Annotated in this window: 12 protein-coding genes; 5 read left to right on the plus strand and 7 right to left on the minus strand. The window is 46.1% G+C overall.

Annotation, left to right across the window (positions count from 1 at the left end; all coding sequences use genetic code 11):
* Positions 1–213 precede the first annotated feature (213 nt).
* Entirely contained in the window at positions 214–351 is a 138-nt protein-coding gene (locus tag JIE71_RS01680) for a hypothetical protein (RefSeq protein WP_199506994.1), read from the plus strand.
* A gap of 75 nt (positions 352–426) precedes the next feature.
* Complete coding sequence (locus JIE71_RS01685) at positions 427–2,100, plus strand: hypothetical protein (RefSeq protein ID WP_199506995.1); 1,674 nt, start codon at positions 427–429, stop codon at positions 2,098–2,100.
* Between the two features lie 72 nt (positions 2,101–2,172).
* Here the strand turns inward: JIE71_RS01685 and JIE71_RS01690 are convergent, their stop codons facing one another.
* The 4 genes from JIE71_RS01690 to JIE71_RS01705 all read right to left on the minus strand — a co-directional run bounded on the left by JIE71_RS01690 (position 2,173) and on the right by JIE71_RS01705 (position 5,818).
* Positions 2,173–3,177: a YhdH/YhfP family quinone oxidoreductase gene (locus JIE71_RS01690; RefSeq protein WP_199506996.1), complete on the minus strand. Its 1,005-nt coding sequence runs from the start codon at positions 3,175–3,177 to the stop codon at positions 2,173–2,175.
* Between the two features lie 105 nt (positions 3,178–3,282).
* Complete coding sequence (locus JIE71_RS01695) at positions 3,283–4,260, minus strand: zinc-binding dehydrogenase (protein ID WP_199506997.1); 978 nt, start codon at positions 4,258–4,260, stop codon at positions 3,283–3,285.
* A gap of 140 nt (positions 4,261–4,400) precedes the next feature.
* Positions 4,401–4,655: a DUF2798 domain-containing protein gene (locus JIE71_RS01700; RefSeq protein ID WP_199506998.1), complete on the minus strand. Its 255-nt coding sequence runs from the start codon at positions 4,653–4,655 to the stop codon at positions 4,401–4,403.
* 95 nt (positions 4,656–4,750) lie between these two features.
* A complete protein-coding gene (locus JIE71_RS01705) occupies positions 4,751–5,818 on the minus strand; it encodes an NAD(P)H-dependent flavin oxidoreductase (protein ID WP_199506999.1) in 1,068 nt (355 codons plus the stop codon).
* A gap of 276 nt (positions 5,819–6,094) precedes the next feature.
* On the opposite strand from JIE71_RS01705, the gene JIE71_RS01710 reads away from it, so the two are divergent.
* Positions 6,095–6,997: an abortive infection family protein gene (locus tag JIE71_RS01710; protein WP_199507000.1), complete on the plus strand. Its 903-nt coding sequence runs from the start codon at positions 6,095–6,097 to the stop codon at positions 6,995–6,997.
* A 52-nt stretch (positions 6,998–7,049) separates the two neighbouring features.
* Here JIE71_RS01710 and JIE71_RS01715 read toward each other — a convergent pair whose 3' ends face one another.
* Both JIE71_RS01715 and JIE71_RS01720 read right to left on the minus strand, forming a co-directional pair.
* Positions 7,050–8,033, minus strand: coding sequence for a YheT family hydrolase (locus JIE71_RS01715; protein ID WP_199507001.1), 984 nt, complete (start codon positions 8,031–8,033; stop codon positions 7,050–7,052).
* Between the two features lie 412 nt (positions 8,034–8,445).
* Positions 8,446–9,063, minus strand: a complete 618-nt coding sequence (locus JIE71_RS01720; protein ID WP_199507002.1) for a YigZ family protein — start codon at positions 9,061–9,063, stop codon at positions 8,446–8,448.
* Between the two features lie 238 nt (positions 9,064–9,301).
* Between JIE71_RS01720 and JIE71_RS01725 the strand changes: the two genes are divergently transcribed.
* Positions 9,302–10,006: a pseudouridine synthase gene (locus JIE71_RS01725; protein WP_199507011.1), complete on the plus strand. Its 705-nt coding sequence runs from the start codon at positions 9,302–9,304 to the stop codon at positions 10,004–10,006.
* 100 nt (positions 10,007–10,106) lie between these two features.
* Here JIE71_RS01725 and JIE71_RS01730 read toward each other — a convergent pair whose 3' ends face one another.
* Complete coding sequence (locus tag JIE71_RS01730; protein ID WP_199507003.1) at positions 10,107–10,766, minus strand: DUF2939 domain-containing protein; 660 nt, start codon at positions 10,764–10,766, stop codon at positions 10,107–10,109.
* Positions 10,767–11,235: 469 nt separating this feature from the next.
* Here JIE71_RS01730 and dnaJ point away from each other — a divergent pair, with 469 nt between their 5' ends.
* A complete protein-coding gene (dnaJ, locus tag JIE71_RS01735; protein WP_199507004.1) occupies positions 11,236–12,372 on the plus strand; it encodes a molecular chaperone DnaJ in 1,137 nt (378 codons plus the stop codon).
* Positions 12,373–12,454: the final 82 nt, after the last annotated feature.

Genomic DNA, 12,454 nt, shown 5'->3' on the forward strand with positions numbered 1-12,454 from the left:
ATAGGACAAATTACCATATCTTTATTGAGGATAGAGGTTTTTCAGCTAGTAGATGCATGAAATGATTAATTAAAACAATACTTTAGTAGAGTAAGTAAATTTATGTCGCCAAAATTATATGCGTTTTTCTCAAGCTTGATTCAATATAAAGACACTTACCACCCTCGGTAAGTGGCAATTTCACCATTATAGTATTCAAAAAGGATATATGATATGAGTAAGAAAACTGTAGCAAGTAATAACGCCGATATGGTTAACCGCAATAAAGGTACCAACGGTACTAATATAGCTAACTCTAAAAATACTGGTAATAGAGGAAAGCAACTAAATCCTAATCAGAAAAAAGGTTAAATGATTAGAGTTTTTACAATTAAAGCTGTGCTTTCTATAGGTAGAAGGCATAGCTCATATAAACTAGGGTTCAGAATGACTGATTTAGCGCAATTTCCTTCTCAAGGCGATTTACTCAAATTTGTCTATAACGCGACAGGTATCATACCGTCTAAAAGTAAGTTCATCATAGATGTTGAAATAGATAATAAAAGCTTACATAAGAGTCTAAATAGACTAGCTAGAGAAGAGGGTGATTTCTTAAAAAGTTTTGAAGAACATGCTAATGAGTTTAGGTCAGCAATATATGGTTTGTTTTCTAACACTATGTATAGCGATACATTATATGATCCACTTATAGAGATATTTCAAGTCTATACTCAAACGGTATTAACTGACCATACCTATCTAGAAAAAAAAGAGTCTTTGCTATACCTGATATATCATATTTTTTTGCAAAGAGCTACTATCTCAATATTTAAATATCAACACTATTATAGTGCGTTTTTAGATGCTTCACTTTCACCTAAAAGTAAATTTTGGTTCTTGGAGTATGAGAGTACAACGCCTTTAGCTTGTGTAATGAATTGGATATACGATTGTGAGAGTAAAAGTTTGGAAGTCTTTCATGATACTTCTGAATTTAGTGCTGATGAATCTATTGATCAAATTGATAAGGATTTAGCCAACGTAAGAAACTGGCTCTCTGGTACTGTTAAGTTACCACCATTTTCTAACATCTTAGACGTTTTTGATAGGGCGTTTAAAACTCATAAAATTGCTAGTGATAAAAAGGACAGATATATATTTTTTCTTTTTATCGCTAGGTTTGCAACTTACTGCTTAAACAGTTTAGTTGAGAATTATAGTCAAGAAGAAGTTGCCTGGACACTAAATAAATTAAAATTGTACTTGGGTCTTATTACTAAAGATTATGAGTATCTGTGTTCTTTTATTGATGCTCACAGAACGACTAGGTTGACAGATGCAGAAAGCTCTATGGGCGAAAGTTATACAAAAATACAGAATGTCTATTTTTTTCTTAATAAATCGATGGAGTATCAAAATTTCATTGCTCATCATCTTAACAATATTCAAGTAGAGTATATTAAAGCATCTTCGAGAAGTACTAAGTCTCAAAGTGAATCTATCCATGATATCCATCAAGAAATATTGAAAGAGCTAAGTGCTAGCAGTGCTGCACAATATAAATTTATTATTAAGTTTTTTCAAGACTGTTTAGTTCCACCAAATCATGAGGGCTATACGGAAAATATCAAGAATTGTATATACGCTTATGATGTGATGAAGCAAAGATATAATCATCAGCAGTGGCTAAACGAATACTACGAAGTTGGTAATGATTCAGTTTATCCTTGGCTTGTACATTGGGTAGATGGTATGAAGTCATTTTATAGTAGGGATTTTGAATCGTCCCTTAGTAGTATGAGAAAAGCCTTTGAAACGATTAGATATTCAGCAGGTAATAGGCAAATTAAATTTATAGAAGATTATATGCTAGTAGCTTTAGCACAGCCTAATAAGAACGGTAATATACAAGGGTGGAAAGATTTTAAATTAGCATTCAAATGGGGTGTGTTTATGAACCATTTCGACGCTTTTCCAGAGTTTTATACTGATGTAAGTGATAAAGAGCTAAAAGTAATTTTCAAAGATAAGAAACAGTCTTATAAATCGTTTTCAGGTAGTAGTTTTGATAGTAAAGTTTTAGCAAAGCTCTTATTTCACTGGAAATATGATAACCAATAATAGCATTCTAATAGAAAAAAGCAGCCCTCCCAAACGAGCGCTGCTTTTTTATATTCTATCTAACGATTTATCTTAGCCCTTTACATTCACCACATAACGTCCCACTGCTTTACCATCAATAAAGCGCTCTAGGTATTCAGGCGTTTGCTCAAGGGTGATTTCTTCAGCGTAGTTGTCCAGATTGGGCAGTTTCATATCCGTCGCTACGCGCTGCCAGATTTCACGCTTTTCCTCTAGTGGGATACATACCGAATCGATGCCGAGCAACGACACACCGCGCATAATAAACGGAAATACGGTCATCGACAGTTCAGGCGATGCTGCAAGGCCACAGGTCGTCACTGCACCCCCTGGTTTGGTTTGCTTGAGTAGGTTGGCAAGATAGTCACCGCCGACGGTATCGATGGCATTGGCCCATAGCGGACGGCCAATAGGGCGATTGCCGACTTCATTGATGGTGTCACGATGGCGCACTTCGGTGGCGCCCAACTCTTTCAAGTGTTCGCTTTGCTCAGGCTTACCAGAGAAGGCGATAGACTCGTAGCCCAGCTGCGAGAGGATAGCGATACTGATAGTGCCCACACCGCCTGTCGCGCCTGATACGGCAACGGGGCCATCGCTTGGTTTTGCGCCCATTTTTTCCAGCTTTTGGATGCTTAGCGCCGCCGTTAGGCCGCCTGTACCATAGATCATCGCTTCTTTTAGGCTCAGCGCTTCAGGGCAAGGCAATGCCCAGTCGGCAGGGATGGCAATCATTTGCCCGAGTCCGCCTGCGGTGTCCATACCTAAATCATAGCCGAATACCACGACTTCTTGCCCTTTTTGGAACGTGCCTGATTTATCACTGACCACCACGCCTGCCGCGTCAATACCAGGGGTGTGCGGGTAGTGCTTGGAGATGCTTTTATTGCCTGCAGCGGACATCGCGTCTTTATAGTTGAGCGAGGAATAATGTACCTCAACTAACAGGTCATTATCAGGCAGGTCGCTGAGGTTGCGCTCGCGAATGTGTTTGCTAAAGCTGCCGTCATCGTGTTCTTCAACGACGAGGGCGCGAAAGGTTTGTTGGTCTGACATCATCATATCCTTATGTTTTTGGTGTTTGTTATTGGGTTTTAGGATTTAGAATAAAAAAGCCCATACGATATGCGCTTTTTTGTATTTAATATTCAACTTTTTATACTATGGCTTTAACAGCACTTTGCCCTCTTTTTGCGATTGCACATCATCAGAGACGGCTGTTTTGATGTCATCCAAGTCATAGACCGCTTGGATAGGCAGCTTGAGCGTGCCGTCTTTGGCGCGGGTCATCAGCTCTTTAATCAGGCGTTGTTTGTTTTCCACGCTCATCTCGGTACTGGTTTTACTGCCCCAAAAGCCTTTAACCGTAGCTTGTTTAAAAATCAAATCGCTTGGGTTTAATACCATCGGCTTGCCCGACATCAGGCCGAACGACACCATCGTGCCGCCATTACCGAGGAGCGAGAGCAACTCGCCGCTGGGTTCGCCGCCAACCGAATCCACCGCCGCTGCAATGCTTTCATCACCAATGATATTTTTGACTTGTTCTTGCCAGTCATCCTCATCGGTCACGACGGTATTTGCAATGCCCAGCTCGTCCAGCTCGGCTTTGGCATCAGCGCGGCGTACCAGATTGATGCTGTGGATACCGCGTGCGTTCGCAAGCATGGCAAGGGTTTTACCCACCGCGCCATTGGCAGCGTTATGAATCAACCATTGCCCTTTGTCCAAATCTAAAAACTCCAGCAGCATCAAGGCGCTGAGCGGCATGGCAATCAATTGCGCAGCAAGTTTGTCATCAATGTCATCATCAATAGCAAACACCATCTTGGCAGGCGCGGTGTAATATTCTGCCCACGTGCCATGCACACTGGCGCTGGCGACACGCTGCCCGACCTCAAGGTCAGTCACGTCACGACCTACGGCATCAATGATGCCCAAGGCTTCGCTACCACCAATGGCGGGAAAATCAGGCTTGTAGCCATAGTCGCCGCTGACAGTCAGCAGGTCATGGTTATGAATGGGCGCGAGGATGGTTTTGATACGGACTTCGTCGGCAGCAGGTTCAGGAATGTCGCTGTCTACAATGTTAAGTACGTCAGCAGGTTTGCCAAATTCGGTGTGCGTGGCGCTACGCATAATTATTTTCCTTGTCTTATTTTAAAAATATTACTTTAGAAGAAAATCAAATAAAGACCACTATACCCGCCACTAGACCAATCGTCTAGTAACGGAAACACAAGTTTTGTAGGCAAAGGTTATCCCGCGTATCCAAAGCGTTAATAAAACTCAATGCGGCTTAGCACATGCTCTTGGATGAAGTATGCGCAGCCGTACGCGCTCGGCCATGCGACCATAAAGCCGAGCGCCCACGAATGTAGCAGTTCATTAAAAAAGCCATCAATAAACCCTACCTTAATCAAAAGTAGCGCAGCGGAAATAATCAGCGACATCATCATGGCCATCATGCCTGTAAAAATCAGGCGGTAATATTTGCGGCGGGTGCGAATACGAAAAGTGGGTAAGACAGACATAACAGCGCTCAAAAATAGGTCAAGAAAGTAGCGCGAATAGCAAGGGCTATCCGCGCAATCTGTGGTAAGGCGTTTACCATAAATCATGAATGGTATTAAAGCAATCCAAGCCCTTCTACCAGCCGTGTCAATAGCAGGGTGGTCGGCTCGTCTTTAACTTCATGCACACCTTGACCCGCCCATAGGGACAAATGCTCGGCATCGCCCGTCTTTGCCGCGTGCGCGCGCATGGGCTTGGTCATCGCGTTCAGCTGCGGGTAGGCGAGCAGCTGCGCGGCATCGTCAAAGCATGCCATGGACTGCATATAGCCATTGACCAGACCGCGAGCCATCTTACCTGAGAACAGCCGCGTCAAGCGTGTTTCACTACTGCGCGTCCCGCGACTGGCAGCGAGCAAGCCTTGTTTATAAGTCGGATGAATACCTGATTTATCCGTGGTTAAAAATGCCGTACCCAGCTGCGCCATCGCCGCGCCCGCATTCAGCACGGTGCGAATATCGTCCGCGCTCATCAGCCCGCCTGCGGCAATCAGCGGAATGTCGGTGAGTGTGCGCGTACCCTCTAATAACGGTAATAAAGGTATGGGGTCGCGCATGCTCTCAGCCAGCCAGCCGCCACGGTGTCCGCCTGCCTCCGCGCCTTGCACGCAGACCGCGTCCGCGCCGACCTCTGCCCATGCGAGCGCCTCTTTCGGGTGGTTTGCCGTACCGATGACGCGCGTGCCGAGCGCCTGCAACCGCTGCACTGCCTCACGGCTGATAATACCGAAGGTAAAGCTCGCCACAGGCACAGGATGGCGATACAGCACATCTAATTGCTCAGCGAATAACGGTGCAGGATGCTCAGGCAACAGTGCATCAATGTCCTCATCAGGCATGGCGATTTGATAATACTCGCGCAGCCACTCAGGCATGGGCGCATCAAAGGTCGTGGACTCGGCGTGTGACAAGACCATCAGATTCACCATAAACGGGCGTTGGGTTAAGCGCTTAATCGTATCGATTTGCGCCGCCAGCGTCTCTGGCGCCGTCATGCCTGCACCCAGCGAACCGAGCGCGCCAAAATTACTCACCGTCGCCACCAACTCAGGCGTCGTCGCACCGCCTGCCATGGGCGCTTGAATGATGGGGTAGTCGATATTTAAGGCAGTCATCAGGCTCATACGCGCACCATACTTTAATTGTGTTATCGCTTTACCTTAGCGTGTGACTGGCAGGTGAGCAACGGATAATGCCTATTTTTTTATAAAATGAGGGTACGGCATTGGCTGTGTTTTAGTAAAAAATTGTCTGTTATTTGATGCGGATTTTGTTAGGATGAATCGAAATGTTTCGATAAAATTATAGGGAAGCGAAGACAGATTTCTCATCGGGTAGCTTCAACTAAATATACTATTTTAAAATCACATAGTAACTTAAATAGTAGAGTTAAAATAAAAATGAAAGAAATATCTCAAATTACTCGACGTGACCTCTTTGATACCTTAAGGATAGAAGACATCTGGTGGGCAGGAGAGCTTAATGAGATTGATTTTTTATCTAGACTCTATGATTTGGAAAGCATGCCTTCAAATGATTACAGATTTAGTAACGCGCTTGGCGATATTTACCAGCACAGAGTGAATAACAGTGATTGGGATGATTATTGGGTTTTTGATGATGAACGATTTAACTTGCTGAAATGTCAAGATGCAGCTTTCTTAAACTTTCTTTGCATGATGATCCACCCTGTGATTAGAAGGGATTCTCATGAAGTAGATACCATTAATAAAATTTTTAATGATATTTTGGGTAACGATAGCTTTGAAATAGTTGAAATAACCCAGAAATCTAATAAGCCTATATTTAATGGTAAGAAGAAATTTACAGGTAAGACGTCTATTGAGAATAGAGGTAAAGAGATTAGAGTAATATTTAATGCTGACTATGTTACGCAACAAATAAATTCAATGGAGTCGCTGATTGAGCCTGCACCCTACCAAGCGATAGGAATAGCAAAAGAATTGATTGAAACTGCATGTAAAGAGATATTTATTAGCAGACAAAAAGAATATGATAAGAGCTGGGACTTATCGAAGTTAATGAAAGAAACGGCTAAATTACTCAAGCTTACCCCTGATGATATATCAGATGAAGCGAAAGCAGCAAAATCAATCAGACAGATTTTAGGTAGCTTAGCTTCTATCGTTCAAGGGATAGCAGAAGTGAGAAACGATTACGGTAGCGGACACGGAAAAGATGGCAGCTTCAAGGGTTTACAGCCTAGACATGCAAAGCTTGCTGCTGGTTCTGCTTCAACTTTAGCTGTATTTTTGCTAGAAACACATGAAATAAGGCAATAGCTCGTAAAACTATTGCCTTTATATCGACTACTGAAAAGAGTATCAATAAAATCTATTTTCCACCCACCGACTCAAAAAACGCCAGCGCGGTATCAGGCAACCAGCTTAAATCAAACTTACGATTTTTATAGCCCAAAAAGCCAATATGCCCGCCATGCGCGGTGTCCAGCAGAGTGACTGTGTCCGACACGTCCGCTTGCCCTGCGGTAATGCCCAAAAATGGGTCGTCTTTGGCTGTGATAATCAGCGTTGGCTTGGCAATATCAATCAAATGCGGCAATGCTGAGGCGCGGCGGTAATAGTCATTTTTTGAACGGTAGCCATGTCTTGGCGCGGTAAACATATCATCAAATTCACTGATGCGATTGATGCGCTGAATCGCTTTGACTTCCTCAGGGGTGAGGTTGTTTTGGATGGCTTTTTTGATGATGGGATTTAGCAAATACGGCGTATAGACGCGGCGTCCCAAAAAGCGCTCCATCGCAAACGACGCCGACGACAAGTCCACAGGCGCAGAGGCGACCACGGCCGCTTTGCACACTGCCGCCTCACCATACTCGCCCATATATTTGGCGAGCGCGTTACCGCCGAGCGAGACGCCGATACCATAGATGGTGGCGTAATCCTGCTGCAATTTTTCGAGCGCGTGGCGCTGCTCATCAGTATTACCTGCCTCATAAAACACCGTACCCTTGGCAGGAACGCCGCCGCAGCTGCGAAAATGCACCACCACAAAATGCCAGCCTTTGGCGTGTACGGCGTGCGCCAGCGTGCGCGCATAGTGGCTGTGGCTGCTGCCTTCCATACCGTGAAACAAGACCACCAGTGGTATTTGCTCGCGTCCGTCTGCGCCTTTTCGCGTGCTATCCGCGTCATAATAATCGTAAGCGATGTCGCTTTCCTCGAGTGAGTCGTGAAACAGCTCGCGGCGATATTCGGGCAGCTCAGGCTGAAAAAACTTGGGCAAAATGGTTTGCAAATGGGCATTACTGAGCCAAAACGGCGGTCTAAAAGGGGTGGGGTGAAACGTGCTCATAAAGTATCAATCGTCAATGGAGTTAAAATTAATTAAGAGAGAATCTAGGGCGTGTCTTCAATTCAAACGTTGATAACTAAATGGGCTAAAAATAGCTAAATCTTCGGCAAACGGTGTCAAATAGCTGGTTAATATTTCAATATTATCTGCGCTATTTTCCTTGTTTGCCTTTAATTTATCTCATTTTTATCACCATTTTTAAAATGAAGACACGCCCTAGTACCAATAACAGAAATATAAGAATTCTTCTTACGCTCAATCAAATGAAATTTTTCTTGCTTGCTGTGCCTGCGCCGACAGAGGCTACGAAAAATTCCCTTTGATTTTGCTATATTGTTTTCATATCGTATTGCATCAAACGGCAAAACAAAGAAGGAATAACGCAGTATAAACCGCAAAGCGCTCGTTTGTGTTAGCGCGCTGTATCGTCTGGTGCATCATCCTCCAGCACCGTCCCCGACATACCAAGCGCCTCTTTTAACGCCTCGATATCGGCGTTTGCCAAGGTCACGTGCAGCACCACCGCTTGCGTATATTCGACATCGTCGATGTGTCCGCCGAGGCTTTCGACCACATAGCGGCATTGCGCCTCGCTCGCGAACGTGGTCTGTATCTGCCGCGTAGTCATCGGCACATACGGGGTGAGCGTCATCGCATCGACTGCCGATTGCGCTGCGCCCGCATACGCCCGCGTCAGTCCGCCTGCGCCAAGCTTAATCCCGCCAAAGTAGCGCACCACCACAATTAATACATTGCCAATCGACTTGTGCTGCAAGACGTTTAATATCGGACGCCCTGCTGTGCCGTTTGGCTCGCCGTCATCGTCAAAGCCTGCGCTCGTGGTGTTGTCAGGGGCGCCAATGATGTACGCCGAGCAGTGGTGATTGGCATCAGGGTACTTATCGCGTAATTGTTCCACATGAAACATCGCTTCTTCACGGCTGTGAATCGGGTAGGCATAAGTAATAAATGCCGATTTTTTAATCTCAAGACGGGCAGTGATGGCGCTCTTTGGGGTTTGGTAGCTCATATTTCATCAAGGTCTGGGTGGGATATGCTAAAATTAGACAACTTCAGCGCGGCGGCATTGATTTTTACTGCATGGCTGCGCGTTCCTTTTTTACTATAGTCAATTCACTATAAAAAAGACATCAATAACATGATGCTGACAGGCGCGGTATTCAAGACGCGCCTCGTGCCTATTCAAGGCAGTGTGCAAGATGGTTTTATTAAGAAAAGACTATAGCGCAACCGATGGTAGCAAATGTATGCGTTTAGATAAATTTATTAGCAAAGCCACTGAGCTGTCGCGCAAAGAAGCCAAAAAGATTTTGCACGCCAGCGAGGTCACCGTCAATGATGCGGTGATTAAAGACCCAGGGCTACACGTGGATATTGTCAATGATGAGGTGATGTGGATGGGCGAGCCGCTGTCGGTCGCGACTGGCAACCGCTATATCCTGCTGTACAAACCAGAAGGCTTTGAATGTACGCTCAAGCCCAAAGAGCACCCCATCGTCACCGAGCTGATTGCTGTGCCTGAGCTTGGCAGCTTGCGTATCGCTGGACGTCTGGATGTGGATACCACAGGCGCGCTGATTATCAGTGATGACGGCAGCTGGCTGCACCGCGTCACCAGCCCCAAGCACGCGCACCCAAAGGTGTATGAGCTGACCCTCGCTGACCCGATGGACGCAGCGATGCAAGAAAATGTGGTTAAGAAAATCGCCCAAGGCATCTTGCTGGACGGCGACTACGAGCCGACCAAGCCTGCGCATATTGAGTTTATCGACGAGACGCACGCGCGCCTGACACTGGAGCAAGGCAAATACCATCAGGTCAAACGCATGATGGGCTATTTTGGTAACAAGGTCGTTGCGCTGCACCGTGCCAGTATTGGCGAGATTAATTTAGAGGGCTTAGACAAAGGCGACAGCCGTTTTTTAACCAAAGAAGAAATCGCGCAGTTTTAAGCGTTTTTTCACATAAAACGACCGCATAAAAAATCCGCTAGGGTCTGCCTCTAGCGGATTTTTTTATTAGTATAACAGCGACCAGCGTTTTTAACTGGTTTTATGGCAAGACGATATTGACGATTTTCCAGTTCACGAAACCTTGGCGCTGCATCTCGATGGTGAGCGGATAGCCTTTGACCTGCCCGCTAATAGTGAAGCAGTTGATACCGCAATAGCTGAGCGTTGGCTTGTCCGTATCGTTGCCTTGTGCTGCTTGTTGCTCGAGCACCTCGGCTTGCTTGTCCATCATAATTTGCATCTGTTTTTGTATCACGCCATCAATATTCCCGCGCTGGGTAATCACGTCTTGGATGAGGTTTTGTAGATTGACTTGATTGCTTGCGATTGCCCATGCAGCGGCAAGTTGTTTAGTGGCGGTATTGGCTTGTCCTTGCGTGGTGATGAGCTGCTCGATATTGTCAGGCTGCACTGCGCCTTTGACCGAATTAACAATAAAGTCATCTGCCGCTTGGGTGAGGGCGGGGCCACCGAGCTGCGTGACCATTGGGTATTGATCCAGTATATTGTCCATCTTGTCGGTCAACTGACGGCTGATGTTTGGCTGGAGCTGATCATAGTCAATGGCGTCCGCGATGGCAGCGCCGTTTTTGGCATCGTAGGCCTCTTTGAGTTGATAGGCCTTATAATACGGTGAGCCGACGAATACGACGCCAATAATCAGCAGCAACAATATCACCAGTGAAGTCAGCTTTTTCATAGTTGTCCTTTTATTGCTGTACAATGCGCCTTGCGCTACAAAATGGGGTAAAAACGCGTCTGCCAACCGATACATACGCTGGCAAATACTAGCATGGGTATCTGATACCCTGCCGCAAAAATCGGTATGGAAATGTTACATGGACTTGCTGTCTGTTGTGTGAAATAACGGTGCATTTATTTCTACTATTTGCACGTTTTAAATAATATACCCCTTATTTTGCCTTAATCTATGCTTGATAAATAGTCAGGCAATCACCATAAAGAGCGCAAACTTTTATTATTTGATGGCAAAGGCGAGTGCGCCAAAAACGAGCGCTGGCACCCATTTGCTGCCGCGTGCGCTGACTTGTCCATGACGGACCGTCCTTAGCGTTGATGGTTTCATGTGAAACATATGAGCACACCGCTGACCCATCTACCCAGACAATCATCCTGATAACCATGTCGTCACGACAAGAGGAGAGCCCATGAGCAAGCGAGATTTTTATGAAGTACTAGGCGTCAGTAAAAATGCCGATGCAAAAGAAATCAAGCGAGCCTATCGTAAACTGGCGATGAAGTACCACCCAGACCGCAACTCTGATGACCCAGAAGCCGAAGACAAGTTTAAAGAAGCGTCGATGGCGTACGAAGTGCTGAGCGATGCTGAAAAACGCTCTGCCTACGACCGCATGGGTCACGCTGCCTTTGAAAACGGCATGGGCGGTGGCGGCTTTGGTGGCGCGGGCGCAGGCAACTTCCAAGACATTTTTGGCGATATTTTTGGCAACTTTGGCGACATCTTTGGTCAAAGCCGTGGCGGCGGCGGTGGACGTGCGCGCCGTGGCTCGGATCTTCGCTACGTGATTGAGCTGACCCTCGAAGAAGCGGTACGTGGCTGCAAAAAAGAAATCAGCTTTACCGCGCCAGCCCCTTGTGACACCTGTGACGGTAAAGGCGCGAAAAATGAGTCAGATATCGTCACCTGTCAGACCTGTCATGGTCAAGGCCAAGTGCGTATGCAGCAAGGCTTTTTTGCCGTGCAGCAGACCTGCCCACATTGCGGCGGCTCAGGCAAACAGATTAAAAACCCTTGCTCAGACTGTCATGGTAGCGGCGTGAAAGACAAATCGCGCACCCTTGAAGTCACTATCCCAGCGGGCGTCGATGATGGGGATCGCGTCCGTCTAGCAGGCGAAGGCGAAGCGGGCGGCGCTGGCGTACAAAACGGCGACTTATACGTCGAAGTACGCGTACAGCCGCACAATGTCTTTACCCGTCAAGGCGCAGATCTATATATGGACGTGCCTGTCAGCATCACGGATGCGGCACTCGGTAAAGAAGTGGAAATCCCAACCCTCGATGGCAAAGTCAAAATCAAAGTTGCCGAAGGTACCCAAAGTGGCAAATTGCTGCGTGTACGCGGTAAGGGCGTGACGCCAGTACGCACCACCATGCGCGGTGATCTTATCTGTCGCGTGGTCGTTGAGACGCCTGTGAACCTAAACAGCGAACAAAAAGCGCTGTTGCGTGAGTTCCAAGAGACGCTAGACGGTGACGGCAAACACCACCAATCGCCACAGAAAAAATCATTCTTTTCAAAAATCGGCGAATTGTTTGAATAACGGATAAATCGTCGCTGTCGCAATAAGTACAGCGCGTATATTAAAGTTAAAATTGCCAATAGTTTCACGTGAAACTATTGGC

The organism is Psychrobacter sp. bablab_jr014, assembly GCF_016464015.1.
Taxonomy (GTDB): Bacteria; Pseudomonadota; Gammaproteobacteria; order Pseudomonadales; family Moraxellaceae; genus Psychrobacter.

Bases quoted from the DNA above. Each gene is read 5' to 3' on its own strand.
- JIE71_RS01680 (WP_199506994.1), top strand. From the start codon at position 214: ATGAGTAAGAAAACTGTAGCAAGTAATAACGCCGATATGGTTAACCGC.
- JIE71_RS01685 (WP_199506995.1), top strand. From the start codon at position 427: ATGACTGATTTAGCGCAATTTCCTTCTCAAGGCGATTTACTCAAATTT.
- JIE71_RS01690 (WP_199506996.1), bottom strand. From the start codon at position 3,177: ATGTCAGACCAACAAACCTTTCGCGCCCTCGTCGTTGAAGAACACGAT.
- JIE71_RS01695 (WP_199506997.1), bottom strand. From the start codon at position 4,260: ATGCGTAGCGCCACGCACACCGAATTTGGCAAACCTGCTGACGTACTT.
- JIE71_RS01700 (WP_199506998.1), bottom strand. From the start codon at position 4,655: ATGTCTGTCTTACCCACTTTTCGTATTCGCACCCGCCGCAAATATTAC.
- JIE71_RS01705 (WP_199506999.1), bottom strand. From the start codon at position 5,818: ATGAGCCTGATGACTGCCTTAAATATCGACTACCCCATCATTCAAGCG.
- JIE71_RS01710 (WP_199507000.1), top strand. From the start codon at position 6,095: ATGAAAGAAATATCTCAAATTACTCGACGTGACCTCTTTGATACCTTA.
- JIE71_RS01715 (WP_199507001.1), bottom strand. From the start codon at position 8,033: ATGAGCACGTTTCACCCCACCCCTTTTAGACCGCCGTTTTGGCTCAGT.
- JIE71_RS01720 (WP_199507002.1), bottom strand. From the start codon at position 9,063: ATGAGCTACCAAACCCCAAAGAGCGCCATCACTGCCCGTCTTGAGATT.
- JIE71_RS01725 (WP_199507011.1), top strand. From the start codon at position 9,302: ATGCGTTTAGATAAATTTATTAGCAAAGCCACTGAGCTGTCGCGCAAA.
- JIE71_RS01730 (WP_199507003.1), bottom strand. From the start codon at position 10,766: ATGAAAAAGCTGACTTCACTGGTGATATTGTTGCTGCTGATTATTGGC.
- dnaJ (WP_199507004.1), top strand. From the start codon at position 11,236: ATGAGCAAGCGAGATTTTTATGAAGTACTAGGCGTCAGTAAAAATGCC.